Raw genomic sequence first — 26,397 nt, 5'->3', positions numbered from 1 at the left:
GCGCCGGGGCAGCATAGCAGGATTTTGCCCGCTTGTTAATTCGTTCACATAAAAGCAACATTAAATCTTTGCTGAATCGTTGAGCACAGACGGATCGGCTGTTCATCGCAATTCGCCCTCTAGATCATCACATCAACCCTGTGGGTACAAGGGAATAAATGACAGAGAACGCAGAAAAAAGGCACAAAAAAACCGCCCAAAAGGACGGTCGATTTGTATAAAAATGCATATAAAAAAAGCGGCACTTTTCAGCGCCGCCTTTTCAAACCCTAAAACCGATATACCTGAATCATTCAAGTTGCATCAAGGCGGTAGCCAACGCAGAGGCAGCTTGAGGATGACGGTATATTATTTCTTTTTGGCTTTCGGGTTTGGCAGGTCGGTGATGCTGCCTTCGTAGATTTCTGCTGCCAGACCCACGGACTCGTGCAGAGTCGGGTGAGCATGGATGGTCAGCGCGATATCTTCTGCATCACAACCCATTTCGATCGCCAGACCGATCTCGCCCAGCAGCTCGCCGCCGTTGGTACCGACAATCGCACCACCAATAACACGATGAGTCTCTTTGTCGAAGATCAGTTTGGTCATGCCATCTGCGCAATCGGAAGCGATAGCACGGCCGGAAGCTGCCCACGGGAAGGTGGCAGTTTCATAGCTGATGCCTTTTTCTTTCGCTTCTTTCTCAGTCAGACCAACCCAGGCAACTTCTGGCTCAGTGTAGGCAATGGATGGAATGACTTTCGGATCGAAGTAGTGTTTCTTGCCGGAAATCACTTCGGCAGCCACATGGCCTTCGTGAACACCTTTGTGCGCCAGCATTGGCTGACCGACGATGTCGCCGATAGCAAAGATGTGTGGCACGTTGGTGCGCATTTGTTTGTCGACGTGGATGAAACCACGGTCGTCAACTTCAATGCCTGCAGCGCCTGCTTCCAGCAGTTTACCGTTAGGAACACGGCCGATAGCCACCAGCACGGCGTCGTAACGCTGTGGTTCAGCAGGGGCTTTTTTGCCTTCCATCGTGACATAGATGCCGTCTTCTTTAGCTTCTACCGCGGTCACTTTGGTTTCCAGCATCAGGTTGAATTGCTTGCTGATTTTCTTGGTGAAGACTTTCACCACGTCTTTGTCAGCCGCAGGGATCACCTGATCGAACATTTCTACCACGTCAATCTGAGAACCCAGCGCGTGGTAAACGGTGCCCATTTCCAGACCGATGATACCGCCGCCCATCACGAGCAGACGCTCAGGGACGGTTTTCAGTTCCAGTGCATCAGTGGAATCCCAGACGCGTGGATCATCATGTGGAATGAATGGCAGTTTGATTGGACGGGAACCCGCCGCAATAATGGCATTGTCGAAAGTGATGGTCGTTGGACCATTTTCGCCTTCAACAACCAGAGTATTCGCGCCAGTAAATTTGCCCAAGCCGTTGACGACTTTGACTTTACGGCCTTTCGCCATTCCTGCCAGACCACCGGTCAGCTGGTTGATGACTTTTTCTTTCCAGACACGCACTTTGTCGATGTCAGTTTTCGGCTCACCGAAAACGATGCCGTGCTCGGCCAGTGCTTTTGCTTCAGAGATCACTTTCGCGACATGCAGCAGAGCTTTAGAAGGGATACAACCTACGTTCAGGCACACGCCCCCGAGAGTGGAGTAACGCTCAACCAGAACAGTTTCAAGACCTAAATCAGCGCAACGGAAAGCAGCAGAATAGCCCGCAGGGCCCGCCCCAAGTACCACGACCTGAGTTTTAATTTCAGTACTCATCATGACCTCTTAATTTATGTCCGGCGGGTCTGACGTCATTTTTATGTCGCAACGCCCATCATCCACCGGGTCGTTCTATCCGCCCGCAGTTTACAAAATTGTTAACAAATTTGAAACAACAAACGGCATACGATTTGTGCTTAGCCCCGAAAAATCTCAAACAGCATGAAGAGATTATCAGAAAAAAGCCGGCCGTTTGGCCGGCTTTTTCGCTTACATCACCAGACGGCGAATGTCAGACAACACGTTGTTGATGATGGTAATGAAGCGCGCGCCATCGGCACCGTCAATCACACGGTGGTCGAAGGAGAGCGACATTGGCATCATCAGGCGCGGTGTGAACTCTTTACCGTTCCAGACTGGCTCGATAGCAGACTTGGACACACCGAGGATAGCCACTTCCGGCGCATTGACGATTGGCGCGAAGTGGGTCGTCCCGATACCACCCAGGCTGGAGATGGTGAAGCAACCGCCCTGCATTTCGCCAGCAGTCAGCTTACCGTCACGGGCTTTCTTGGAGATAGCCATCAGCTCACGGGACAACTCGGCGATGCCTTTCTTGTTCACGTCTTTGAAGACCGGAACAACCAGACCGTTTGGCGTATCTACCGCCACACCGATGTTGATGTATTTTTTCAGCGTCAGTTTCTGACCATCTTCAGACAGTGAACTGTTGAAGCGTGGCATCTGCTCAAGCGCTGCGGCAACAGCTTTCATGATGAAGACCACTGGGGTGAATTTCACGTCCAGTTTACGTTTAGCGGCTTCATCGTTTTGCTGTTTACGGAACGCTTCCAGCTCAGTGATATCGGTTTTGTCGAAGTGCGTAACGTGCGGGATCATCACCCAGTTACGGCTCAGGTTCGCACCAGAGATTTTCTGGATACGGCCCAGTTCGACTTCTTCAATCTCACCGAACTTGCTGAAGTCCACTTTCGGCCAAGGCAGCATGCCTGGCAGACCGCCACCCGTTGCTGCTGCCGGCGCGGCTTCAGCACGTTTGACTGCGTCTTTCACGTAAGTCTGCACGTCTTCACGCAGGATACGACCCTTACGTCCCGTCCCTTTGACTTTCGCCAGATTCACGCCGAATTCACGGGCCAGACGACGGATAACCGGCGTGGCGTGAACGTAAGCATCGTTCTCAGCGAATTCGCCTTTGCTCTCTGCTTTAGCCGCAGGGGCAGCCGCTTTCTGTTCCTGTTTCGCAGGAGCAGCTTCTTCTTTCTTCGCCGCCGGAGCAGGCGCAGCGCCTTCAACTTCGAAGACCATGATCAGAGAGCCGGTGCTGACTTTATCGCCCGCAGCGATTTTAATTTCTTTCACGGTACCGGCGAACGGCGCAGGGACTTCCATTGAAGCTTTGTCGCCTTCAACGGTGATCAGTGACTGTTCAGCACTGACTTTATCACCCACTTTAACCATGATTTCAGTGACTTCTACTTCGTCGCCGCCGATATCAGGTACGTTCACTTCTTTGCTGCCGGTTTGTGCGGCAGCGGCAGGTGCCGCGTCTGATTTAGCTTCTTCTTTCGCTGGTGCGGCAGAACCGGAACCGGCGATTTCGAAGACCATGATCAGAGAACCGGTGCTGACTTTGTCGCCCGCAGCGATTTTGATTTCTTTTACAGTACCGGCGAACGGTGCAGGGACTTCCATAGAGGCTTTGTCGCCTTCCACGGTGATAAGCGATTGTTCCGCTTCCACTTTGTCGCCCACTTTGACCATGATTTCAGTGACTTCAACTTCGTCGCCACCGATATCAGGCACGTTCACTTCTTTGCTTTCGCTGGAAGCAGGCGCAGCGGTAGCGTTCTCTTGAACATTCGCTTCTGCTTTGGCTTCCTGTTTCGCCGGTGCGGCATCAGCAGCACCGTCAGCGGCTTCAAAGACCATAATCAATTTGCCGGTTTCGACGGTATCGCCGACCGCAACTTTAATTTCTTTGACCACGCCAGCTTGTGGAGAAGGCACTTCCATAGAAGCTTTGTCGCCTTCAACGGTGATCAGCGATTGTTCAACGGAAACGGTATCGCCCACCTTCACCATGATTTCGGTGACTTCCACTGCATCTGCACCGATATCCGGTACGTTAATTTCAATAGCCATCTGTCTTTACCTCTTATGCCAGACGCGGGTTAACTTTGTCAGCATCGATGCCGAACTTGGTAATGGCTTCAGCCACTACTTTCACATCGATCTCGCCACGTTTGGCCAGTTCGCCCAGCGCAGCAACCACAACGTAGGAAGCATCAATTTCGAAGTGGTGACGCAGGTTTTCGCGGCTGTCAGAACGACCGAAGCCGTCGGTGCCCAGTACGCGGAAATCGCTGGCAGGAACGAAGTTACGGATCTGCTCTGCGAACAGCTTCATGTAGTCGGTTGAAGCAACAACCGGCGCATCGTTCATCACCTGAGCCACGTAAGGTACGCGTGGGGTTTCAGTCGGATGCAGCATGTTCCAGCGCTCGCAGTCCTGGCCGTCACGGGCCAGTTCAGTGAACGAGGTCACGCTGTAAACGTCTGAAGCGACGCCGTAGTCTTTGGACAGGATCTGAGCCGCTTCACGTACGTGACGCAGGATAGAACCGGAGCTCATCAGCTGCACTTTACCTTTGCTACCTTCCAGGGTTTCTAACTTGTAGATACCTTTACGTATGCCTTCTTCCGCGCCTTCCGGCATGGCTGGCATGTGGTAGTTTTCGTTCAGCGTCGTGATGTAGTAATAGATATTTTCCTGCGCTTCGCCGTACATACGAACCAGACCGTCATGCATGATGACTGCCACTTCGTAGGCATACGCCGGATCGTAAGAAATACAGTTCGGGATAGTCAGAGACTGAATGTGGCTGTGACCATCTTCGTGCTGCAAGCCTTCACCGTTCAGGGTGGTACGACCGGAAGTGCCGCCGACCAGGAAGCCGCGAGCCTGTTGGTCACCCGCTGCCCAGCACAGGTCGCCGATACGCTGGAAACCGAACATGGAGTAGTAGATGTAGAACGGGATCATTGGCAGATCGTTGGTGCTGTAGGAAGTCGCTGCGGCCAGCCATGAAGATGCGGCGCCCAGTTCGTTGATCCCTTCCTGCAGGATCTGACCTTTCTCGTCTTCTTTATAGTAAGCAACCTGCTCACGGTCCTGCGGGGTATATTGCTGGCCGTTCGGGCTGTAAATACCAATCTGACGGAACAGACCTTCCATACCGAAAGTACGCGCTTCATCGGCGATGATCGGCACCAGACGGTCTTTAATGGAGTCGTTTTTCAGCATCACGTTCAGGGCACGGACGAAGGCGATAGTGGTAGAGATCTCTTTCTTCTGCTCTTCCAGCAGTTGTGAGAAGTCTTCCAGTTTCGGCATTTCCAGCTTCTGAGTGAAGTTTGGCAGACGAGTCGGCAGGTAGCCTTTCAGCGCAGCACGACGTTCATGCAGGTATTTGTATTCTGCAGAGTCTTTTTCCAGAGTGATGTACGGCAGTTTTTCCAGATTTTCATCGGTCACTGGCACGCTGAAACGATCACGGATATAGCGCACGCCATCCATGTTCATTTTCTTCACCTGGTGAGCAATGTTCTTGCCTTCGGCCGCTTCGCCCATGCCATAACCTTTGATGGTATGCGCAAGGATAACGGTCGGCTGACCTTTGGTGTTCTGTGCTTTGTTCAGTGCAGCGAAGACTTTCTTCGGATCATGACCACCACGGTTCAGCGCCCAGATTTCGTCGTCGGTCATGTCTTTGACCAGCGCAGCGGTTTCCGGATAACGGCCAAAGAAGTGTTCACGAACGTATTTACCGTCGCGGGACTTGAAGGTCTGGTAGTCGCCGTCCACGGTTTCGTTCATCAGCTGGATCAGTTTGCCGCTGGTGTCTTTACGCAGCAGTTCGTCCCAACGGTTGCCCCAAATCACTTTGATCACGTTCCAGCCAGCGCCTGCAAAGATGCCTTCCAGTTCGTTAATGATTTTGCCGTTACCGGTTACCGGGCCATCAAGACGCTGTAAGTTACAGTTGATGATGAAGCACAGGTTGTCCAGTTTCTCACGGGTGGCGATAGTGATCGCACCTTTGGATTCTGGCTCATCCATTTCACCGTCGCCCAGGAACGCGTAAACACGCTGCGCCGTGGTGTCTTTCAGACCGCGGTGATCAAGATATTTCAGGAATTTAGCCTGGTAGATAGCACCGATTGGACCCAGACCCATAGAAACGGTCGGGAACTGCCAGAATTCAGGCATCAGTTTAGGGTGCGGGTAAGATGACAGACCTTTACCGTGAACTTCCTGACGGAAATTGTTCATCTGGTCTTCGGTCAGGCGGCCTTCAAGGAAAGCACGCGCGTACACGCCCGGAGAGATGTGGCCCTGGAAGTACACCAGATCGCCGCCGTCATTCTCGTTGCGAGCACGGAAGAAGTGGTTGAAGCACACTTCATAAATAGCAGCAGAAGACTGGAAGGATGACATGTGGCCGCCCAGATCCAGATCTTTCTTCGACGCACGCAGAACGGTCATGATCGCGTTCCAGCGGATTGCGGTACGAATGTTGCGTTCCAGCTCCAGGTTACCCGGATACTCAGGTTCGTCTTCAACAGCGATGGTGTTGACATAATTACGGCTGGCCGCGCCAGCTGCGACGCTCACGCCGCCTTTACGTGCTTCACTCAGAACCTGATCAATCAGGAACTGCGCACGCTCAACACCCTCTTCACGGATGACCGATTCGATCGCTTGTAGCCAGTCGCGAGTTTCGATCGGATCCACGTCATTATTTACACGTTCTGACATGGTGCTTTTCCTTATCTGTATCTAATACGTTGGTTTATCTGGAGCCTGTCTTCCTGCGCTCTTAGTGACAGTCTTCGCTCTCAACAAAACGCACGAAGACAGGCCCGTCATGTAGTTGCCGTGAGCCCTCAAAGGAAGGCTCTAAAAATTAATCCCGAAGGTTAACTTTCATCTTTTCGTTGCTGGAGCCGTCGTAATGACCGATCCCGCCGGGTGTGTTCCCTGCTGAGATCCAGCAAAACTTCTTCAATGAACGCCAGGTGACGGTGAGATGCGGCGCGTGCCATTTCTGGTTCACGTGCAACAATCGCCTCGAAAATACTGGCGCGGTGGTTGCTTACCGTTGCCAGCATTTCCCGGCGTGAGTACAGCAATTCAAAGTTCTGTCGAACGTTCTTCTCAAGCATCGGCCCCATACAGCGAACCAGATGCAGCAGAACAACATTATGCGCGGCTTCTGTTACAGCAACCTGATACTGCATAACCGCATCAGCTTCTGCGTCCAGATCCCCGCTGTCCTGGGCGGTCTGAATACCCACGTGACAATCGCGAATGCGCGCCAAATCATCCTCAGTGCCTCTGAGCGCCGCATAATAGGCAGCAATCCCTTCAAGGGCATGGCGTGTTTCAAGGAGATCGAATTGTGATTCAGGATGGTCAGCCAGTAACTCGGCCAGCGGATCGCTCACGCTTTGCCACAGGTTACTTTGCACGAAGGTGCCACCACCCTGACGGCGCAGGAGCAGTCCCTTCCCTTCAAGGCTTTGGATTGCCTCTCGCAGAGAAGGTCGTGAAACATCAAACTGTTTGGCCAGTTCACGTTCTGGCGGAAGCTTTTCCCCGGGTCTTAAAGTGCCTTCGAGGATCAGGAACTCAAGTTGCTGCTCGATCACATCGGATAACTTAGGCTGTCGAATTTTGCTGTAAGCCATATATGTGCGGTTCTCTGCGAGTAGCGACTCTGTAAGTTGCCGGAGTCAATTGGTAATACCAATTTAAAAAACGTGGCCGTAAAGTAACAAAGTATTCACCTTGTGTCCATATGGCTACCCAGTAAATGCGTCGACCTCGCACAATTTAACAACTTTTTATCATTTCTCTTTTTTTCTGCCTTTAAGATCACATTTTTACGATCCTGAGCAAATTTAGCGTTAATTTGGTTATTTGTTATGCAGATGATGCATAAATCAGGTGCAAACTTTTTCGCATAACACTATTCTTGCCCGAACGGTAGATGATGCTGCTTTTTAGGCACAATCCAGCCGTAAATAATTAAATACAAAAAGTGTAATTATCGCCTTACATTCTTTCTAACACGCAGAATGCTATGGGTTTTGCCCCAATGACAGAGGACAGGTAAATGGTTGATCAACAACATGGCGATGAGCTGAAGCGCGGCCTTAAAAACCGTCACATTCAGTTGATTGCGTTAGGTGGGGCAGTCGGAACGGGCCTGTTTCTGGGCAGCGCCTCCGTTATCCAGTCGGCGGGACCGGGGATTATTCTGGGCTACGCTATCGCGGGTTTTATCGCTTTTCTGATTATGCGTCAGTTGGGTGAAATGGTCGTGGCAGAGCCGGTTGCCGGTTCTTTCAGCCATTTTGCCTACAAATACTGGGGTGGTTTTGCCGGTTTCGCTTCAGGCTGGAACTACTGGGTTCTGTACGTGCTGGTGGCGATGGCAGAACTGACCGCCGTCGGTAAATATATTCAATTCTGGTGGCCGGAAATCCCGACATGGGCTTCTGCGGCTGTCTTCTTCGTGCTGATCAACGCCATCAACCTGACCAACGTGAAAGTGTTTGGTGAGATGGAGTTCTGGTTTGCCATCATCAAAGTGGTCGCAGTGGTCGCGATGATCCTGTTCGGTGGCTGGTTGCTGTTCAGCGATACCGCAGGGCCGCAGGCCACGGTGCGTAACCTCTGGGAACAGGGAGGATTCCTGCCGCACGGCATGACCGGGCTGGTGATGATGATGGCGATCATCATGTTCTCGTTTGGTGGTCTGGAGCTGGTCGGTATCACGGCCGCTGAAGCCGATAATCCTGAAGTCAGCATTCCAAAAGCCACCAATCAGGTTATCTACCGCATTCTGATTTTCTATGTGGGCTCACTGGCCGTTCTGCTTTCCCTGATGCCGTGGACCCGCGTCGGGCCCGACACCAGCCCATTCGTCCTTATCTTCCATGATCTGGGCGATGCACTGGTGGCGAATGCCCTCAACGTGGTCATCCTCACCGCCGCGCTGTCGGTCTACAACAGCTGCGTATATTGCAACAGCCGTATGTTGTTCGGCCTGGCTCAGCAAGGTAATGCACCGAAAGCACTGCTGAACGTCGATAAACGTGGCGTACCTGTCGCTTCTATCATGGTATCTGCGGCCACTACGGCACTTTGCGTACTGATTAACTACCTGATGCCGGGCGAAGCGTTTGGTTTGCTGATGGCGCTGGTGGTTTCTGCACTGGTTATCAACTGGGCCATGATCAGCCTTGCACACATTAAATTCCGTCAGGCAATGCGCCGTGAAGGGGTGGAAACCAAGTTTAAAGCGCTGCTTTATCCGCTGGGTAACTACATCTGCCTGCTGTTCATGGCCGGGATTCTGGTGATCATGGCGATCACGCCGGGCATGGCGATTTCCGTCTGGTTGATCCCTGTGTGGCTGGTGATCCTCGGCCTCGGTTACTGGTTCAAGAATCAGCAGAGCGGTAAGTCCGTTAAAGTCTGACCCCGAAAGGTTGTCTGACATGACGGAGGGGTTTAAACCGCGAATCGTTTAAACACCACCGGTTTCAAAAAAATCACGCGCGCCCCGGTCCGTTTTCACTGGCCGGGGCGCTTTGTTATCTGTGTCACACTTTACCCAGCATGACCAAATCGTCCATCTTCACGACTCTTACCTCCTGACTCCTCAGCCCCTCCCGCGCCAATACTCTTTGCTATCAAACAGTTTCTTAACAACTCACTTATTAACTACTAGCCGGAGACTACATCCATGAAGGAAGGCGCGCTGTCATTTAGAGAGAAAGTGGCGTACGGCATGGGGGACGCAGGGTGCAACATGATTGGCGGCGCCATCATGCTGTTTCTTAATTATTTTTATACGGACGTTTTCGGTCTGGCTCCGGCTTTGGTGGGCATATTGCTGCTTTCGGTACGTGTCATTGATGCCGTCACCGACCCGATCATGGGGGCTATCGCCGATCGTACCACAACCCGCTGGGGCCGGTTCCGTCCTTATCTGTTATGGATATGTGTGCCTTATGTCCTGTTCAGCGTGCTGATGTTTACCACGCCAGACTGGTCCTACAACAGCAAAGTAATCTATGCATTTGTCACCTACTTCCTGATGTCGCTGACCTATACGGCCATCAACATCCCTTACTGCTCGCTCGGCGGCGTGATCACGGCCGACCCTCATGAGCGCGTTGCCTGCCAGTCATACCGCTTCTTTATGGTAGGGATTGCCACGCTGATTTTGTCCTCAACATTACTGCCGATGGCCGACTGGTTCGGTGGCGCGGACAAAGCGAAGGGCTATCAGATGTCGATGGGTGTTATGGCGATCATCGCGCTGTTTATGTTCCTGTTCTGCTTCAGCTTTGTGAAAGAACGTATCCAGCCGGCGGTGCCGTCCAAACATGCGCTCAAATCTGACCTGAGAGACATCTGGAAAAACGACCAGTGGGTGCGCATTCTGCTGCTCACCTTCTGCAACGTGTGTCCGGGCTTTATCCGTATGGCAGCGACCATGTATTACGTTACCTGGGTGATGGAGAAATCCACCTCGTTCGCCAGTATGTTTATCAGCCTCGGCGTGGTTGGCATGATGATTGGCAGCGCGCTGGCGAAACCGCTGACCGATAAATACTGCAAACTGAAAGTGTTCTTCTGGGCAAACATCATTCTGACCATTTTCTCCTGCGGCTTCTATTTCCTCGATCCGCACGCGACAACGCTGATTTTGGTGGCCTACTTCATCCTGAACATCATGCACCAGCTCCCTTCTCCGCTGCACTGGTCACTGATGGCGGACGTGGATGACTACGGCGAATGGAAAACCGGCAAACGTATCACCGGCATCAGCTTCTCCGGCAACCTGTTCTTCCTGAAATGCGGCCTGGCCGTGGCCGGGGCAATGGTCGGCTTCCTGCTCTCTGGTTATGGATACGATGCGGGGGCTGCCCGTCAAAGCGATCACGCAATTAACGGTATCGTGCTGCTGTTCACGGTGATCCCAGGCATTGGCTATCTGATCACTGCAGGCGTGGTGCGTTTACTGAAAGTTGACCGCGAGATGATGCGCACCATTCAGTCTGATCTTGAAATCCGCCGCCGTAATTATCGCGAGCTGAATGAATATCACGACACGAAAAATGCGCCGGACGCAGGTTCTGTTCCGCTGCACAGCAAGGAGCTTAAACATGAGTAACTATCCAAATCCCCTTATCGAGCAACGTGCCGACCCGCATATCTGGCTGCACAACGATGGCAATTATTACTTCATCGCCTCAGTGCCGGAATATGACCGGCTGGAAATCCGTCGATCTGAAACGCTGGCCGGCCTTGCCGATGCACCTGCAAAAATCATCTGGCATAAGCCCGATACCGGCCCGATGAGCGCACTTATCTGGGCGCCGGAGCTGCACTTCATCGACGGGAAATGGGTGATTTATTATGCCGCAGCGCCCTCTCAGGAGATTGTGGACGAATTATTCCAGCACCGTATGTATGCGCTGGTTTGCGAAGATGCTGACCCGCTCAGCGGAGTCTGGCAGGAGAAAGGCCGGATCCAGACCCCTCTCGACAGCTTCTCGCTTGACGCGACGCATTTTGAGCACCAGGGGAAAAATTACTACCTGTGGGCGCAGAAAGATCCGGCTATTCAGGGCAACTCCAACCTGTATCTGGCCGAAATGGAAAACCCGTGGACACTGAAATCGCCCCCCGTCATGCTCAGCAAACCTGAGCTGGACTGGGAAATCATCGGTTTTTGGGTAAACGAAGGCCCGGCAGTGATTAAGCATGGTGATAAGATTTTCATCACCTATTCCGCCAGCGCCACTGATGAAAATTACTGCATCGGTTTACTGACGGCGGATATCAACAGCAATCTGCTGGACGCTAAAGCGTGGCGTAAATCTGAACGTCCGGTATTCACCACTCACGTGGGCAACAGACAGTTCGGCCCCGGCCACAACAGCTTCACCCGCAACGAACAAGGTGAAGATGTGCTGGTTTATCACGCCCGCAATTACACTGAGATTGAAGGTGACCCGTTGTACGATCCAAACCGCCATACCCGTATCAAAACCTTCCGCTGGGATGAGAACGGACTGCCGGACTTCGGTGAACCCGCCGCAGATAACCGCCCGCTGACGCTGCAGCAACTCTTTAAGTCCTGAATAACATGCAAAAAGCCCGGCCATGTGAATGTGCCGGGCTTTTTTATGCAGATTTTATATAGCGCAGACAGGCGGTACTTTTGCCGTTAAATCAACGCACCATAAATCGTTAACAGCGCAACCACGACCAGAATGATCATAGTGACCTTTCGCGCCAGCCCGACGGCTGCACGCGGCGTCTGAACCGGATCCGTATGGGGATCGCGTGCCAGAGAGAACTGCGCCAGGCGGGTAAGAACGTGATATTGCGAAGAATGAATATCTCCCAGCGAGGCGAACCACGCCGGTAACGCTTTTTCACCGTGCCCGAGCAGGGCATACGCCGCGCCCGCCAGCCGCACCGGGATCCAGTCCAGAATATGCAACAGACTATCGACACCGGATTGAGCGCGTTTAAGCGGCGTCATGTGGCGCGCCAGCCAGGTCTGATAGCCACGTAATACGGCATACCCACCCAGTGCAACAGGCCCGTAAGGCCCGCAGACCACGAACCAAAATAGCGGCCCCAGATAATAACGGAAGTTAATCCACAGCAGCGCATTTTGCAGCTCCCGCAAACGAGCCTCTTCACTGCAGTCGGCAGGCAGGCCGTGAATCAGCGCCAGCTCTTCCGCCATTTCTTTCGTGGCATCAATATTGCCCTGACGGGCTGATTTGAGATAGGCGCGATAGTGTTTGCGTTTAACGCCAGCACCAATGCACAACAGACAGATAATCACCCATAACACCAGTGACGGAACGCCGAAGAACAGGCCCTGCACCGCACGCAAAATCACCCAAATGACCGCCATCCAGACCACGGTTATCGCCAGCGTTTTCGTCAGAGACGTCTGCCGTCCACGGTTGAAAATCACCTCAAACCGATGATCCAACTGCCAGTGTTCACCCAGTTTGAACAACCGTTCCCAAGCCAGCACCAGCAATAAAGTAAATAACGTCATCGATTCTCACTCTCTCTCAACACATCACTCGCAAAAAACAGAAACCCGAACCCGCGTTCATTCACGAGTCAGCAGAGACATTTTGCCCTGCGATGGGTGTTAACAGCTTGCGATAAAATGCCCAGTCAAACTCAGGACCAGGATCCGTTTTACGCCCTGGCGCGATGTCACTGTGTCCGGTAATGGCATCCAGACTAATTGGATAGTGCTTAATTAACAACTCGGTAACGCTTGCGAGGCTGCGATATTGCGCCTCGGTGAAAGGCTCGAAATCAGTGCCCTCCATCTCAATACCGATAGAAAAATCATTACATCGCTCCCGCCCCTGCCAGCTTGAAACGCCCGCATGCCAGGCACGTTTATCAAAAGGCACATATTGGACGATCTCGCCGTCACGCCGGATCAGGCAATGCGCGGCAACGCGCAACTGGTGGATCCCTTCGAAATAAGGATCATCCTGCGGATTCAGCGTGCCGGTAAACAGCTGGTCAATATAAGGGCCACCAAATTTTCCGGGCGGCAAACTGATGTTATGGATCACTAACAGCGAGGGGATTTCGTCTTCAGGACGGAGATCAGAATGGGGAGAAACTACCTGCCGGGCCCCGGCAATCCAGCCATGTTCTAAGTGCATCAATGACCTCAATGATGTGCTTGGGTGGTACTTATCACAGCAACAGGGTAGCATGTTTTTTTGTCCTTCTTATCCGCCATTTCGGAGTATTTGTATGTCTACCCGCAGCTACAGCCCTGAAAGTCGCCGCGCACAGTTACTCGAACGTATCCAGAATGATATCCCCTTACTTGTGACTCAGGCTTTGGGTGAAGACCTTGGCGGCGAAGCCAATGCCAACAATGACTTAACTGCGCAATTGTTGCCGCAAGACAAGAGTGCAAGCGCGACAATTATCACCCGTGAAGCCGGTGTTTTTTGTGGCCAGCGCTGGCTGGATGAAGTGTTCACCCAGCTGGCAGGCGATAAAATCACCGTCAAATGGCATGTCAAAGACGGCGATACCCTGTCTGAAAACCAGACATTGTGCGAGCTTTCCGGATCTGCCCGCATGCTGCTGACCGGCGAACGTACTGCGCTCAATTTTGTCCAGACGCTCTCTGGCGTAGCCACCGAAGTCAGCCACTATGTGAAGCTGCTGGCAGGCACTAAAACCCAACTGCTGGATACGCGTAAAACCTTGCCCGGCCTGCGCACTGCGCTGAAATATGCCGTGCTGTGCGGCGGCGGTAGCAATCACCGTCTTGGTCTCGCGGACGCGTTTCTGATCAAAGAAAACCATATTATTGCCTGCGGCTCGATCAAAGCCGCCGTCGAACGTGCGCTGTGGATCCACGCGGATGTGCCGGTTGAAGTAGAGGTCGAGTCACTCGACGAACTTCAGCAGGCGCTGGATGCCGGTGCTGACATCATCATGCTGGATAACTTCACCGTGCCGATGATGCGCGAAGGCGTCACCCTGACTGCTGGCCGGGCATTGCTGGAAGTGTCTGGCAACGTCACCGAAAAAACACTGCGCGAATTCGCTGAAACAGGCGTGGATTACATTTCTGTTGGCGCACTGACCAAACATGTCCGCGCGATGGATCTTTCGATGCGTTTCAACTGATTAACCGATGCGCTATTGCCCCGGATATCCTTTCCGGGGCAATACGACTTCTTCGGACTATTTCGTACTTGCCGCATTACCCTCTCATTCTCCCCTGCCCGCTGCCAACCCTCTTTTTAAACGCCGCATCATTATTGCGAGACGCCGCGCAAAAGTTTTGACAGCCTTTTTCCCTTGCATAGTTATCCTGGAAGGCATCGCGGAGAAGCCATAAATGACGCTGGAATCAGAATTTCTCTCCGTTTAGTTTGCTGCCTGAGCAACATCCATGCAGTTACACAAAACGGAGAAAGCCATGCACCGGCAACAAGGATTTACCCTTATAGAACTGATGGTGGTCATCGCAATTATTGCGATCCTGAGCGCCATCGGCATTCCCGCCTACCAAAGTTACATCCAGAAAGCAGCCCTGACTGACATGCTGCAAACCATGGTGCCCTATAAAACCGGCGTCGAGCTGTGCGTCATAGATGCAGGTGCGTTGACGAGCTGCAACGCAGGCACGCAGGGGATCCCTGCGACGGCCACCAGCCGTTACGTCAGCCAGATACAGGTGAACGCGGGGGTGATTTCACTGACAGGTCAGCAGGCGCTTAAAGGCCTGAGCGTTGTGATGACTCCCGCCCCGGATATCCAGGCAGGCGGCATTGTCTGGAGCAGAAGCTGCACCAATGCCGAGAGTTCGTCGATGGTAGAAGCATGCGAAAGCGTATTCCGCTTTGATACCACAGGAGCGCCATGATGACCGATATGCCACTGCGTCCGGTTTCCCCGCCTGACAGCGATCGCCTGCAAAGCGAAGCGTCGCTTGAGGCGCTTTGTCAGCGTTATAAAGCGGTGATACTGCACCGCGACGATCAAACCTTGCGCGTCGCCTGCCATGAGGCGGAACCCGATGCCGAGACGTTAGGTAATGTTTTGCGTTTTGCCAGCGGACTGAAAGTTCAGCTGGAGCGCTGGCCGCAGGCAAGGCTGGAGCAAATGATGGAAAAAGACGGTGCGGAATCACCACAAGAAGCAGGGAATGGGGATTCTAACAGGCCGGAAGCCAACGAACTGAATGACCAGAGTGACGCGCCGGTGATTAATGTTCTTAATCAGATCCTGAGACAAGCGATTACCCGCCGGGCATCGGATGTTCATTTCGAACCTTATGAAAACTGCTTCCGTGTCCGTGTACGCATTGACGGCGTGTTGCAGGAGATCCCCGGCCCTGAGTTTTCGATGGCGGCCAGCGTCTGTGCAAGGCTCAAAATCATGGGACAACTGAACGTCGCTGAACGTCGTTTACCACAGGACGGACAGCTGTCGGTGGTGCTGCAAAATCAGCGCTACTCGATGCGCGTTTCCTCTTTGCCGACGCTGCATGGCGAGAAAATTGTGCTGCGTATTCTGCACATGACCCAGCAAGATCTGGCGATGTCACAGTTGGGACTCACCCTGCGAGATCTGGGATATTTCAAGGCGGCACTGAAACATCCACAGGGGCTGATTCTGGTCACCGGCCCGACCGGCAGTGGCAAGACCGTGACGCTCTACAGCGGCTTGCGTGAACTGAATGCCATCTCACGCAATATTTGCAGCGTGGAAGATCCGATCGAAATTCCCGTCAGCGGTATTAATCAAACGCAGATTAACAGCAAAACAGATCTCAGCTTTGCCAGTGTTTTACGGGCGTTACTGCGTCAGGATCCTGATGTCATCATGGTCGGTGAGATCCGTGATAAAGAAACGGCTGAGATCGCGGTAAAAGCAGCGCAAACCGGTCACCTGGTGCTTTCAACGCTGCACACCAATTCTACCTGCGAAACCCTGACCCGCCTGCGTCAGATGGGCGTCGAAGGCTTTCACATTGCCGCCAGTTTGCGGCTGGTGATTGCCCAACGTCTGGTGCGAAAACTCTGTCCGCATTGCCGTAAGGCGCACATGTCATTTGTCGGGAATGGCGAAAACGGACAAGGAAGACAAGTACCGCTCTGGCAGGCAGCCGGATGTCATCAGTGTTTTTCAGGCTATTACGGACGGACAGGTATTTATGAAACGCTGAACATCACGCCCCGTTTACAACAGGCGCTGGTTGCAGAAGCCACCGTGAACGAACTTATCAAAATCGCCCGCGAGCAGGGGCAGATCACCTTACAGGAAGCCGGGATGCTGCTGGTGGAACAAGGTATTACCTCGCTTGAGGAACTCTATCGCGTCACCGGCGAGGGAACCGGTGCATGAGTGATTTGTCAGTGCTTCATCAAACGTGGCGGCTCTATCACTGGCAGGCTATCGATAGCCAGGGAAGTATCCAGGATGGCGACAGCATTGAGGTCAGTAAAGAGGGCATTTACCAGCAGCTTTTCGCTGCTGGTTTGCAGCCGCTAAAGATTCACATGAAGCAGAGCCTGCACCGGCGTTTCTGGAAGAATCAGGAGCGGGTATCGATTATCAGGCAGCTCGCCACATTGTTGCAGGCGGGGCTGCCGCTGGTTAACAGCCTTACGCTGCTGGCCGGTGAACATGCGAAACCAGCATGGCAGTGCGTCCTGCACAATATCGCCAAAGGGGTACGCGAAGGTAAACCTTTATCGGAAATGCTCAATGCGTATCCGGACGTCTTCCCGGATATCTACCGGCAGATAATCTCCATTGGTGAGCTCACAGGACAACTGGATCAGTGTTGTTTACAACTGGCAGCCCAGCAGGAGCAGCAGGCGGAACTGAAGGCGAAGGTGAAAAAAGCATTGCGCTATCCGCTGATTGTCAGCGTTATCGCCACCCTGGTGACGCTGCTGATGCTGACGATGGTTCTGCCAGAGTTTGCCAAAATCTACGCATCCTTCGATGCGCAGTTACCCTGGTTTACCCGCATGCTGGTAGCCACCTCTGAGATTTTGATTGGAACTGGCCCGTGGCTGGCAGGTGTTTTATCCCTTTGCTGTTTTGCTTATCTGCGCAAATTGCATCCGCAACAAAGGTGGAAACTGAGGGAACAAAAGCTGCTGCTTACCTTGCCGTTAACATCACGGCTGGTCACCGACAGCTGCCTGAGCCAGATATTTCAAACTCTGGCGATGACGCAGCAGGCGGGTATGACATTGATTGCGGGGCTGGCAGCCGCATCGGCCTCAATGTCTAACCTGCATTTTCAGACCGCACTCGGTCAGATCCGTGAGCAGATTATGCAGGGTGTACCCTTACACAAAGCTTTTGTAAAGTCGCCGCTGTTTCCTTCGCTGTGCCAACAACTTATCAAAATAGGTGAGGAGTCAGGATCGCTGGATGAGTTACTGCTAAAACTGGCGCATCTGCATAATGAAAAAGCAAATTCGCTGGCAGACACCTTGTCACAAACGATTGAACCGGTACTTATGGCAGTAATGGGCGTGATTGTTGGCGGATTAGTGATAGCGATGTATCTGCCGATATTCCAGCTGGGATCGGTGATGGGCTGAGGATGGCAATGTTAAGTTTGTGCATAAACAGAAAACGGCGAAAATTATTTCGCCGTTATTTAGCCTGAATGAAGATGGGTTATTTGCCGCCGAACAACCGGTTTTCCTGCTCCGCAACGCGGATAAAGGTAGTGCGTTTCGTCAGCTCTTTCAGACGGTCGGCGCCCACATAGGTGCAGGCTGAACGCAAGCCGCCGAGAATATCGCGGACAGTGTTTTCTACCGGACCACGTAGGGGTAATTTCACCGTTTTGCCTTCTGCGGCGCGATATTCAGCGACGCCGCCTACGTGGCGTTTCATCGCTGATTCAGAACTCATGCCGTAAAACAGCATGAATTTTTCGCCATTTTCTTCAACCACTGAGCCTTCGCATTCTTCGTGCGCAGCCAGCATACCGCCGAGCATTACGAAATCGGCACCGCCGCCGAAGGCTTTGGCTACGTCACCCGGAACAGCACAGCCACCATCGCTGACGATCTGTCCGCCTAAACCATGGGCTGCATCAGCACATTCAATCACGGCAGAAAGTTGCGGATAACCTACACCGGTTTTGACGCGGGTGGTACAGACAGAACCCGGACCGATGCCAACTTTAACGATGTCTGCGCCAGAGAGGATCAATTCCTCCACCATTTCACCGGTAACAACGTTACCTGCACAGATAACTTTGTCCGGGCATGCTTCACGCACACGCTGCAGGAAATCCACAAAGTGTTCTGAATAGCCGTTAGCAACATCAAGACACACAAACTTCAGCAGAGGCGACATCGCGAGAATTTGCAGGGTTTTGACGAAATCAGCTTCTGACGTTCCGGTTGAAACCATCACATTGCGCAGTACTGATTCATCAGCCGAGGAGATGAAAGCTTGCCATTGCTCTACGGTGTAATGCTTATGGACTGCAGTCAGCATCCCGAATGATGCCAGCACAGTCGCCATACGGAATGTTCCAACGGTATCCATATTGGCGGCAATAATTGGCGTACCAGACCAGCTGATAGCAGAGTGTTTAAATGTGAAGGTGCGCTCCAGCTCTACTTCGGAACGGCTTTTAAGGGTGGAACGTTTCGGGCGGATAAGTACGTCTTTAAAACCTAACTTCAAATCTTCTTCAATGCGCATGACGGGTTTGTCCTGGTTTGGCGACGGGTCGCTAGGGTGGCAGCAGAAAATTAGACACCCTTTCCAGTGGTTTTATCATACACAGGAAAATGACAACGGCAAGATGGCTTTTACAGCGCACATCACAGACTTTTGATTGTGTAGCTGATTAATTTTTCCAGTCCAAAACCAACACGAGAGCGGCTTGCACTTACTCATAATCTCTTTATCATTTACCCAACTAATTCTATCAGAGCATCAGCATGGCCTATATCGTTGCATTGACCGGAGGCATAGGAAGCGGAAAAAGTACCGTAGCCGAAAGCTTTGCCCGCCGCGGGGTGAGCATTGTCGATGCTGATATCATTGCACGTCAGGTTGTGGCTCCAGGTGAACCGGCGCTGGATGAACTGAGCAAACACTTTGGTAAAGATATTATTCTTGATGATGGTTCGTTAAATCGAGCCGCTTTGAGAGAATGCATTTTCAGTCATCCGGCTGAAAAAGCCTGGGTGAATCAACTGCTCCATCCCGTTATTCATGCGCGTACTCAGCAGTTTATAAGGCAGGCTGAAACGGCTTACGTGCTGTGGGTGGTGCCGTTACTGGTTGAAAATGGATTACAGGCGCAGGCAAATCGCGTTTTAGTTGTAGACGTTGATCCACAAACCCAGCTTGTGCGCACAATGCAGCGCGATGGCATCAGCCGTCAGCAGGCTGAAAGTATTATTGCTGCGCAGGTGAGCCGTGAAAAACGACTGGCCTGCGCGGATGACATTATTGATAACAGCGGCGATCCTGAAACGATTGAATCGCGTGTTGCCCAATTACATAGCCGCTATTTAACATTTGCGGCATCAGTATCCCCTGAATAATTCATCAGAATATCAAGGGGAAAACAGACAGGATATTGCCAAGCATGAGTGAAGCAGCAGCCACCGTTCTTTTTGAACATCCTCTAAATGAAAAAATGCGTACCTGGCTACGCATTGAGTTTTTGTTACAGCAACTGCATGCCAATGCGCAAGTTACTGCTATTTCTTCTGCGTTGCTGTTTTTCCGCACGGCATCCGATCTGCTGGATGTTTTAGAGCGCGGGGAAGTACGTACTGATTTGCTGAAAGAGCTGGAAAGACAGCAACAGAAACTCTCCCAGTGGCAGGATGTCCCTGGCGTAGATATTTCTCGCATTGAAGGAATTCGGGCAGAGCTAAAGCAGTGCGCGGGCATCCTGATGAAAGCACCCAGAATCGGTCAGGCATTGAAAGAAGACCGGATGATCGCGCTGGTTCGTCAACGCCTGAGTATTCCTGGCGGTTGCTGCAGCTTTGATTTGCCGACGCTGCATATCTGGCTGCATTTGGCGCAATCTCAGAGGGATGGCGAAGTTCAAAACTGGCTGGAAACTCTGGCTCCGTTAAATAACTCGCTCACAATGGTGCTGGATTTAATCCGTCAGTCAGGCGTATTTCGCAATCAAATCAGCCTTAACGGCTTTTTCCAGGACAATGCGGAAGGCGCAGATCTGTTACGATTACGTCTGTCGATGGAAAATCTGCTTTACCCGCAAGTGTCCGGGCACAAAACCCGTTATGCCATTCGCTTTTTACCCCTCGACAGCGAACATGGTGTGGTTCCCGCGCGACTGAATTTTGATCTTGCCTGCTGCTAGGAGTTGCAAATGGATCCCGAAATTATTGAAGTAAATTGCCCGACCTGTGGCAAAACAGTGGTCTGGGGCGAACAAAGCCCTTACCGCCCATTTTGTTGTAAACGCTGCCAGTTGATCGATCTCGGCGAATGGGCCGATGAAGAGAAACGTATTCCCAGCAAAGGGGATATCAACGATCTGGATGAGTGGAGCGAAGAAGAGATTTAACGCAGAAAACCAGCGTAGAAAGGAATGATACAGAAAGGGGCTTCAGCCCCTTTTTTGCGAGAGGTATAACATTATAACTGGTTATTTTTCAGTGCGTTGACTATCTCTTCGTTCGCTGGTGGAAATTCAGTTTCATCCAACTCAGACTGTGCAACCCAGCGCTTAGGCTGTCCTTCTTTGCCGTAAGGTTCGCCCTGCCAGCTTTCTACCAAAAAGAAATGCAAAGTGATAATGCGATCGGAGAAGCGATGCTCTAACGTTTTCAGCAACACTGGAGATGTTGCATTTATCCCCACTTCTTCCTGTAACTCACGAATGACGGCCTGTTCCGGCGACTCACCCGCTTCTATCTTACCGCCGGGAAACTCCCAACATCCGGCCATGTGTGATGAGGCATCACGCTGGGTGATAAAAATTTCTTTCTGCTCATTGCGGATGATGCCGACTGAGATATTCAGTTGCTTAATCGTCACAGTTCTCACCTTTCTCCTGACCAAGAATCCTGTACTGAAACCGTACTTTTTAAGACAAAAATAAAGGCGGTGATTAGCCGCCTTTAAGATTAACACGATGACTTAGCCTGAAATCTTACTTTTGCAGGCTGCCATGGCATTGTTTGTATTTCTTGCCGGAACCGCATGGGCAGAGATCGTTACGACCTACTTTGCGTTCGCCAGAAGAAGCAAGACGCGCGGCTTCGGCCACTTCGATTTCCTGCTGATCCTGATGGCTCAGCTGTTGCTGACGCGCCAGACGTTCAGCTTCTTCACGACGCTGAATCTCCATCGCTTCTACTTCTTCAGGCATACGTACCTGTACTTTGCTGAGTACGCTGACCACTTCGTATTTCAGCGATTCCAGCATAGAAGCAAACATGGCGAAGGATTCACGTTTGTACTCCTGCTTTGGATCTTTCTGCGCATAGCCACGTAAGTGAATACCCTGACGCAGGTAATCCATTGCGGCCAGATGCTCTTTCCACAGGGAGTCAAGGGTTTGCAGCATCACGCCTTTCTCGAAGTTGCGCATCATTTCAGCGCCAACGACTTCTTCTTTACGGGCGTAAGATTCTTTCGCGATTTCCATGATACGGTCGCGCAGTGTTTCTTCATGCAGTTCTGGCTCTTTATCCAGCCACTCCGAAATCGGCATTTCCAACTCGAAATCGGTTTTCAGACGCTGTTCCAGACCTTCAACATCCCACATTTCTTCCAGAGACTGTGGCGGAATGTAGCTGTCGATAGTGCTTTTGAACACGTCTTCACGAATGCTGGCGATGGTTTCGCTCACGTCGGACACGTCCAGCAGTTCGTTACGCTGGCTGTAGATCGCACGACGCTGGTCGCTTGCCACATCATCATATTCCAGCAATTGCTTACGAATATCGAAGTTGCGGCTTTCTACTTTACGCTGCGCATTAGCAATCGCTTTGGTCACCCAAGGATGCTCAATGGCTTCGCCTGGTTTCATCCCCAGTTTACGCATCATGCCAGTTACACGGTCGGACGCGAAGATACGCATCAGAGCATCTTCCATGGACAGATAGAAGCGTGATGAACCCGCATCACCCTGACGACCCGCACGGCCACGCAGCTGGTTATCGATACGGCGTGATTCATGACGCTCGGTACCAATGATGTGTAAACCACCGGAAGCCAGCACGGCATCGTGACGAATCTGCCATGCCGCTTTAATTTCTGCGATTTTCTCGTCTGTCGCTTCTTCGCCGAGATTCTCAACTTCAACCTGCCAGCTGCCGCCCAATACGATATCCGTACCACGACCGGCCATGTTGGTAGCGATCGTAACCGCACTTGGCTGGCCCGCCTGGGACACAATGTCCGCTTCTTTAGCGTGGAATTTCGCGTTCAGTACGCTGTGTGCGATACCGGCTTTGGTCAGCTCATTTGAGACAACTTCTGATTTCTCAATTGAGATAGTCCCCACCAATACCGGCTGGCCATTCGCGGTACAATTGCGAATGTCTTCGATGATTGCGCCAATTTTTTCCATTTCTGTCATGTAGACCAGGTCGGCCATGTCTTTACGCACCATCGGGCGGTTAGTTGGCACAACAATGGTATCGAGTTTATAAATGGAACTGAATTCGAATGCTTCGGTGTCCGCAGTACCGGTCATACCGGCCAGTTTTTCGTACAGACGGAAGTAGTTCTGGAAGGTAATGGAAGCCAGCGTCTGGTTTTCGTTTTGGATATCAACGCCTTCTTTCGCTTCAACCGCCTGATGCAAACCATCTGACCAGCGACGGCCCTGCATGGTACGGCCAGTGTGTTCGTCGACGATGATAACTTCACCGTCTTTCACAATGTAATCCACATCGCGGGTAAACAGCACGTGTGCACGCAGCGCTGCGGTCACGTGGTGCATCAGCATGATGTTAGTCGGGGAATAGAGGGATTCGCCCTCTTCCATGATACCCGCTTCCATCAGCAGTTCTTCGATCAGAATCAGACCGCGTTCAGTCAGGTGAACCTGACGCGCTTTTTCATCCACTGAGAAGTGGCCTTCGCCCTGGAAGGAATCGGAGTCTTCTTTTTCCTGACGGATCAGTTTTGGAATCAGCTTATCAACGCGGGTGTACATTTCTGAGCTGTCTTCGGCCGGGCCGGAGATGATCAGCGGAGTACGCGCTTCATCGATCAAGATGGAGTCAACCTCATCCACCAGCGCATAGTGCAGCTTACGCTGAACACGTTCTTCAGGGCTGAACGCCATGTTGTCACGCAGGTAGTCAAAACCGTATTCGTTATTGGTACCGTAGGTGATATCTGCAGCATAAGCCGCACGCTTAGCGGGAGAAGGCATACCCGGTAAGTTAATACCGATGCTCAGACCCAGGAATTCAAACAGTGGACGGTTATTTTCGGCGTCACGCTGTGCCAGGTAATCGTTGACGGTAACAACGTGAACGCCCTTACCGCTCAATGCGTTCAGATAAGCAGGCAGCGTTGCGGTCAGTGTTTTACCTTCACCGGTGCGCATTTCTGCGATGCAGCGTTCGTTCAGTACCATACCGCCGAGCAACTGCACGTCGAAGTGGCGCATGCCAAAGACACGTTTACTGGATTCACGTACGACAGCAAAAGCTTCAGGGATCAGATTTTCAAGCACTTCACCTTTCGCCAAACGCTCGCGGAACTCGTTGGTTTTCGCTTGCAGTTGCTCATCGGTCAACTTTTGAATTTCAGGTTCCATGCGGTTGATAAGGTCAACCACTTTGCGCATACGGCGCAGGGTACGATCATTACGGCTACCAAAAACTTTGGTCAATAATTTGATTAACATAGTGCTTAATATCTCTTGGAGGCCACCTGAGGTAGCCACTAATTTATTGATTTATAGATAGAGTTTACAATTACAGCCTGTTAAATCAGAGAGGCCGGGCCGGCACGAATGCCTTGCACCTGTGCTAACCACAGGCCGGTTTGATGCGATGAAGCATGAGAGAGGAAAGGCTGTTGCGTATGACGAATGATAACCGGAGGTTTGGATTCATGTGTCAGTAAGGCATTCAGGGTAACCAGTAAAGCGAGTTGCTGGACATGCAGCGGCTCTGCGTCTTTAGCAACGACTTCCGGTGCAGCGGTATAAACAACCTGCGGTGCCAGAGCAAAAGAAAGATGACGAATAACGGTACGTAGTGCATGCTGCTGCCAGTAATCGACACCGAAAGACGGGCGGCGATGCGCCTGGAGTAATGCCAGATTACTCAGCCCTGTACTGCCGATGTTGAGACGGTTTAGACTTGAAGACGTATTAGGAACGGCAACCAGTTCAGTTTGTGAGAGATTCGTCGACACGCCAAGGCTAGCCGCGACCATCCCCAGGAGGAGATGCGGCCAAAAATACCTTCTGCCAAATTGTCGCCAACGATTTAGAATACCAATCACACGTTTACAATCCGCCGGAGCCCATCATGCGCGATAGTCGCCCACAATTATTAGATATCCTGTTCGATGACGCCTCTTCAACGGAACAAAGCCCGCTGCGAATTGTTCAACAGCGCGCTGCGGCTTTATTAAAACTAAACCGCGCAGTGAAGGGGCTTTTACCGTCACCCATGCAACCATGGTGTCGTGTCGGTAATTATCGACAGGGAGTTTTAGTGCTGGAAATTGCTAATGCCAGCTGGATGATGCGATTACGCTATGAACAACCCGCATTACTCTCTGCACTTCGAGCGCAAATTCTACCATCATTGTCATCAATCGACATCAGGATTAATCCCTCGTTGATGGCTAAAATGGAAAATGCTTCGCAAATTGCTCAGAAAAATAAAACGATCGCAGCAGAGTCTATGCCGGTTCGGCATTTGAGTTCACAGAGTGCTAATGAATTGAGAGGACTGGCGAGCCGAAGCCCGGAAAAACTGAGGAAGGCATTAGAACGACTGGCTGACCTGGCCGGAGAGAGTGCCAGAACAACCAGTCGTAATAAGTAAAACAGTAATATCTGTACCGATTATGCCAATACGGTAGAAGGGGCTTTAAAAGCCAATGGCACTTCAGCTTCATCCTGGAATGTAACGAGTTCCCAGGCTTCCTGCTGCGCCAATACCGCTTGCAGTAACTTGTTGTTCAGAGCGTGACCAGACTTGAATGCGGTAAACGCACCAATAATGTTATGGCCGCACATGAACAGGTCGCCGATAGCATCAAGCATTTTGTGACGAACGAATTCATCTTCAAAACGCAGACCATCTTCGTTAAGTACGCGGTAATCATCTACAACAATCGCACAATCAAAGCTGCCACCCAGGCACAAACCACGTGACTGCAGGTACTCGATATCACGCATAAAACCAAATGTGCGCGCACGGCTGATTTGGCGAACAAATGCTTCTGCAGAGAAGTTCATTTTGTAGCGCTGTGAGCTGGAATCAATCGCCGGGTGATTGAAGTCGATAGTGAAATCCAGAGAGAAACCATTGAATGGTTTGAACTCTGCCCACTTATCACCGTCTTCAACACGCACAGTCTGCTTGATGCGCAGGAATTTCTTCGCGCAGTTCAGCTCTTCAATCCCTGCATCCATCAACAGATAGACGAAAGGTGCAGCACTACCGTCCATAATTGGCACTTCAGGTGCGTCGACTTCGATAACGATGTTATCGATGCCTAAACCTGCGAGGGCCGCATTAAGGTGCTCTACCGTAGAAATACGTACGTCATGCTCATTGACCAAGCAAGTACAGAGCATGGTATCACGCACGGATTTGGCATCTGCCGGGAAATCGACCGGTGGATTCAAGTCAGTGCGACGATAGATGACCCCGGTATTGGCCGGTGCAGGACGCAGAGTCAGGGTGACTTTCTTGCCGGTATGTAAACCGACGCCCGTCGCCTGAACGATACGTTTTAATGTACGTTGTTTGATCATCGTTTTTATCTCGCAATGTTATCCATCTATCCTGCCAACCTTT

General features: G+C 51.8%; 22 protein-coding genes. 11 read left to right on the top strand and 11 right to left on the bottom strand.

Features of this window, described 5'->3' with window-relative positions; translation table 11 throughout:
- Window positions 1-348 precede the first annotated feature (348 nt).
- The 4 genes from lpdA to pdhR all read right to left on the bottom strand — a co-directional run bounded on the left by lpdA (window position 349) and on the right by pdhR (window position 7,491).
- A complete protein-coding gene (gene lpdA / locus ACQZQY_RS08855) occupies window positions 349-1,773 on the bottom strand; it encodes a dihydrolipoyl dehydrogenase (protein WP_056777038.1) in 1,425 nt (474 codons plus the stop codon).
- Between the two features lie 213 nt (window positions 1,774-1,986).
- Entirely contained in the window at window positions 1,987-3,882 is a 1,896-nt protein-coding gene (gene aceF, locus ACQZQY_RS08850) for a pyruvate dehydrogenase complex dihydrolipoyllysine-residue acetyltransferase (RefSeq protein ID WP_431296953.1), read from the bottom strand.
- A 13-nt stretch (window positions 3,883-3,895) separates the two neighbouring features.
- On the bottom strand, window positions 3,896-6,559 hold the full coding sequence (aceE, locus tag ACQZQY_RS08845; protein ID WP_056777029.1) for a pyruvate dehydrogenase (acetyl-transferring), homodimeric type: 2,664 nt from the start codon (window positions 6,557-6,559) through the stop codon (window positions 3,896-3,898).
- A 161-nt stretch (window positions 6,560-6,720) separates the two neighbouring features.
- A complete protein-coding gene (gene pdhR / locus ACQZQY_RS08840) occupies window positions 6,721-7,491 on the bottom strand; it encodes a pyruvate dehydrogenase complex transcriptional repressor PdhR (protein ID WP_056777026.1) in 771 nt (256 codons plus the stop codon).
- 428 nt (window positions 7,492-7,919) lie between these two features.
- Here pdhR and aroP point away from each other — a divergent pair, with 428 nt between their 5' ends.
- From aroP to ACQZQY_RS08825, 3 genes are all read left to right on the top strand, one after another.
- Complete coding sequence (gene aroP / locus ACQZQY_RS08835) at window positions 7,920-9,290, top strand: aromatic amino acid transporter AroP (RefSeq protein ID WP_056777025.1); 1,371 nt, start codon at window positions 7,920-7,922, stop codon at window positions 9,288-9,290.
- A 267-nt stretch (window positions 9,291-9,557) separates the two neighbouring features.
- Window positions 9,558-10,994, top strand: a complete 1,437-nt coding sequence (locus tag ACQZQY_RS08830) for a glycoside-pentoside-hexuronide (GPH):cation symporter (RefSeq protein WP_431296952.1) — start codon at window positions 9,558-9,560, stop codon at window positions 10,992-10,994.
- The gene (locus ACQZQY_RS08825) at window positions 10,987-11,967 is read left to right on the top strand and encodes a glycoside hydrolase family 43 protein (protein WP_431296951.1); all 981 of its coding nucleotides are present in this window, start codon (window positions 10,987-10,989) and stop codon (window positions 11,965-11,967) included. The genes ACQZQY_RS08830 and ACQZQY_RS08825 overlap by 8 nt, the downstream gene beginning before the upstream one ends.
- Before the next feature lie 86 nt (window positions 11,968-12,053).
- On the opposite strand, the gene ampE is transcribed toward ACQZQY_RS08825, so the two are convergent.
- On the bottom strand, window positions 12,054-12,908 hold the full coding sequence (ampE, locus tag ACQZQY_RS08820) for a beta-lactamase regulator AmpE (protein ID WP_431296950.1): 855 nt from the start codon (window positions 12,906-12,908) through the stop codon (window positions 12,054-12,056).
- Between the two features lie 61 nt (window positions 12,909-12,969).
- Complete coding sequence (gene ampD, locus ACQZQY_RS08815) at window positions 12,970-13,542, bottom strand: 1,6-anhydro-N-acetylmuramyl-L-alanine amidase AmpD (RefSeq protein WP_056777012.1); 573 nt, start codon at window positions 13,540-13,542, stop codon at window positions 12,970-12,972.
- Window positions 13,543-13,636: 94 nt separating this feature from the next.
- On the opposite strand from ampD, the gene nadC reads away from it, so the two are divergent.
- From nadC to hofC, 4 genes are all read left to right on the top strand, one after another.
- Window positions 13,637-14,530: a carboxylating nicotinate-nucleotide diphosphorylase gene (nadC, locus tag ACQZQY_RS08810; protein ID WP_136375833.1), complete on the top strand. Its 894-nt coding sequence runs from the start codon at window positions 13,637-13,639 to the stop codon at window positions 14,528-14,530.
- Window positions 14,531-14,825: 295 nt separating this feature from the next.
- Window positions 14,826-15,272, top strand: coding sequence for a prepilin peptidase-dependent pilin (gene ppdD / locus ACQZQY_RS08805; protein ID WP_122094589.1), 447 nt, complete (start codon window positions 14,826-14,828; stop codon window positions 15,270-15,272).
- A complete protein-coding gene (gspE, locus tag ACQZQY_RS08800; protein WP_431297170.1) occupies window positions 15,272-16,756 on the top strand; it encodes a type II secretion system protein GspE in 1,485 nt (494 codons plus the stop codon). The genes ppdD and gspE overlap by 1 nt, the downstream gene beginning before the upstream one ends.
- Window positions 16,753-17,973 carry a protein transport protein HofC gene (hofC, locus tag ACQZQY_RS08795; RefSeq protein WP_431296949.1) on the top strand — a complete coding sequence of 407 codons (1,221 nt, stop codon included), beginning with the start codon at window positions 16,753-16,755 and terminating at the stop codon, window positions 17,971-17,973. The genes gspE and hofC overlap by 4 nt, the downstream gene beginning before the upstream one ends.
- A gap of 79 nt (window positions 17,974-18,052) precedes the next feature.
- On the opposite strand, the gene ACQZQY_RS08790 is transcribed toward hofC, so the two are convergent.
- Window positions 18,053-19,096: a GMP reductase gene (locus ACQZQY_RS08790; protein WP_183848585.1), complete on the bottom strand. Its 1,044-nt coding sequence runs from the start codon at window positions 19,094-19,096 to the stop codon at window positions 18,053-18,055.
- 242 nt (window positions 19,097-19,338) lie between these two features.
- On the opposite strand from ACQZQY_RS08790, the gene coaE reads away from it, so the two are divergent.
- From coaE to yacG, 3 genes are read left to right on the top strand one after another with little or no spacing between them, the layout of a single operon-like run.
- Window positions 19,339-19,950, top strand: a complete 612-nt coding sequence (coaE, locus tag ACQZQY_RS08785) for a dephospho-CoA kinase (protein ID WP_217203560.1) — start codon at window positions 19,339-19,341, stop codon at window positions 19,948-19,950.
- Window positions 19,951-19,994: 44 nt separating this feature from the next.
- On the top strand, window positions 19,995-20,747 hold the full coding sequence (gene zapD, locus ACQZQY_RS08780) for a cell division protein ZapD (RefSeq protein WP_056776993.1): 753 nt from the start codon (window positions 19,995-19,997) through the stop codon (window positions 20,745-20,747).
- A gap of 9 nt (window positions 20,748-20,756) precedes the next feature.
- Window positions 20,757-20,954 carry a DNA gyrase inhibitor YacG gene (gene yacG, locus ACQZQY_RS08775; protein ID WP_056776990.1) on the top strand — a complete coding sequence of 66 codons (198 nt, stop codon included), beginning with the start codon at window positions 20,757-20,759 and terminating at the stop codon, window positions 20,952-20,954.
- 71 nt (window positions 20,955-21,025) lie between these two features.
- On the opposite strand, the gene mutT is transcribed toward yacG, so the two are convergent.
- The 3 genes from mutT to secM all read right to left on the bottom strand — a co-directional run bounded on the left by mutT (window position 21,026) and on the right by secM (window position 24,865).
- Complete coding sequence (gene mutT / locus ACQZQY_RS08770) at window positions 21,026-21,421, bottom strand: 8-oxo-dGTP diphosphatase MutT (protein ID WP_431297169.1); 396 nt, start codon at window positions 21,419-21,421, stop codon at window positions 21,026-21,028.
- 121 nt (window positions 21,422-21,542) lie between these two features.
- Window positions 21,543-24,260, bottom strand: coding sequence for a preprotein translocase subunit SecA (gene secA / locus ACQZQY_RS08765; RefSeq protein WP_056776988.1), 2,718 nt, complete (start codon window positions 24,258-24,260; stop codon window positions 21,543-21,545).
- An 80-nt stretch (window positions 24,261-24,340) separates the two neighbouring features.
- Window positions 24,341-24,865: a secA translation cis-regulator SecM gene (gene secM / locus ACQZQY_RS08760; RefSeq protein WP_056776984.1), complete on the bottom strand. Its 525-nt coding sequence runs from the start codon at window positions 24,863-24,865 to the stop codon at window positions 24,341-24,343.
- Window positions 24,866-24,891: 26 nt separating this feature from the next.
- Here secM and ACQZQY_RS08755 point away from each other — a divergent pair, with 26 nt between their 5' ends.
- Entirely contained in the window at window positions 24,892-25,416 is a 525-nt protein-coding gene (locus tag ACQZQY_RS08755; RefSeq protein WP_056776980.1) for a DUF721 domain-containing protein, read from the top strand.
- A gap of 20 nt (window positions 25,417-25,436) precedes the next feature.
- Here ACQZQY_RS08755 and lpxC read toward each other — a convergent pair whose 3' ends face one another.
- Window positions 25,437-26,354: a UDP-3-O-acyl-N-acetylglucosamine deacetylase gene (lpxC, locus tag ACQZQY_RS08750; protein WP_056776976.1), complete on the bottom strand. Its 918-nt coding sequence runs from the start codon at window positions 26,352-26,354 to the stop codon at window positions 25,437-25,439.
- Window positions 26,355-26,397: the final 43 nt, after the last annotated feature.

Origin of the sequence: Rahnella sp. PAMC25559 (genome assembly GCF_050632365.1) — a bacterium.
Taxonomy (GTDB): Bacteria; Pseudomonadota; Gammaproteobacteria; order Enterobacterales; family Enterobacteriaceae; genus Rahnella; species Rahnella rivi.
This window is presented reverse-complemented; position numbering and strand designations above follow the sequence as displayed.

What these genes read in the sequence shown, in the direction of transcription:
- lpdA (WP_056777038.1), bottom strand. Translation starts at nt 1,773, where the DNA reads ATGAGTACTGAAATTAAAACTCAGGTCGTGGTACTTGGGGCGGGCCCT.
- aceF (WP_431296953.1), bottom strand. Translation starts at nt 3,882, where the DNA reads ATGGCTATTGAAATTAACGTACCGGATATCGGTGCAGATGCAGTGGAA.
- aceE (WP_056777029.1), bottom strand. Translation starts at nt 6,559, where the DNA reads ATGTCAGAACGTGTAAATAATGACGTGGATCCGATCGAAACTCGCGAC.
- pdhR (WP_056777026.1), bottom strand. Translation starts at nt 7,491, where the DNA reads ATGGCTTACAGCAAAATTCGACAGCCTAAGTTATCCGATGTGATCGAG.
- aroP (WP_056777025.1), top strand. Translation starts at nt 7,920, where the DNA reads ATGGTTGATCAACAACATGGCGATGAGCTGAAGCGCGGCCTTAAAAAC.
- ACQZQY_RS08830 (WP_431296952.1), top strand. Translation starts at nt 9,558, where the DNA reads ATGAAGGAAGGCGCGCTGTCATTTAGAGAGAAAGTGGCGTACGGCATG.
- ACQZQY_RS08825 (WP_431296951.1), top strand. Translation starts at nt 10,987, where the DNA reads ATGAGTAACTATCCAAATCCCCTTATCGAGCAACGTGCCGACCCGCAT.
- ampE (WP_431296950.1), bottom strand. Translation starts at nt 12,908, where the DNA reads ATGACGTTATTTACTTTATTGCTGGTGCTGGCTTGGGAACGGTTGTTC.
- ampD (WP_056777012.1), bottom strand. Translation starts at nt 13,542, where the DNA reads ATGCACTTAGAACATGGCTGGATTGCCGGGGCCCGGCAGGTAGTTTCT.
- nadC (WP_136375833.1), top strand. Translation starts at nt 13,637, where the DNA reads ATGTCTACCCGCAGCTACAGCCCTGAAAGTCGCCGCGCACAGTTACTC.
- ppdD (WP_122094589.1), top strand. Translation starts at nt 14,826, where the DNA reads ATGCACCGGCAACAAGGATTTACCCTTATAGAACTGATGGTGGTCATC.
- gspE (WP_431297170.1), top strand. Translation starts at nt 15,272, where the DNA reads ATGACCGATATGCCACTGCGTCCGGTTTCCCCGCCTGACAGCGATCGC.
- hofC (WP_431296949.1), top strand. Translation starts at nt 16,753, where the DNA reads ATGAGTGATTTGTCAGTGCTTCATCAAACGTGGCGGCTCTATCACTGG.
- ACQZQY_RS08790 (WP_183848585.1), bottom strand. Translation starts at nt 19,096, where the DNA reads ATGCGCATTGAAGAAGATTTGAAGTTAGGTTTTAAAGACGTACTTATC.
- coaE (WP_217203560.1), top strand. Translation starts at nt 19,339, where the DNA reads ATGGCCTATATCGTTGCATTGACCGGAGGCATAGGAAGCGGAAAAAGT.
- zapD (WP_056776993.1), top strand. Translation starts at nt 19,995, where the DNA reads ATGAGTGAAGCAGCAGCCACCGTTCTTTTTGAACATCCTCTAAATGAA.
- yacG (WP_056776990.1), top strand. Translation starts at nt 20,757, where the DNA reads ATGGATCCCGAAATTATTGAAGTAAATTGCCCGACCTGTGGCAAAACA.
- secA (WP_056776988.1), bottom strand. Translation starts at nt 24,260, where the DNA reads ATGTTAATCAAATTATTGACCAAAGTTTTTGGTAGCCGTAATGATCGT.
- ACQZQY_RS08755 (WP_056776980.1), top strand. Translation starts at nt 24,892, where the DNA reads ATGCGCGATAGTCGCCCACAATTATTAGATATCCTGTTCGATGACGCC.
- lpxC (WP_056776976.1), bottom strand. Translation starts at nt 26,354, where the DNA reads ATGATCAAACAACGTACATTAAAACGTATCGTTCAGGCGACGGGCGTC.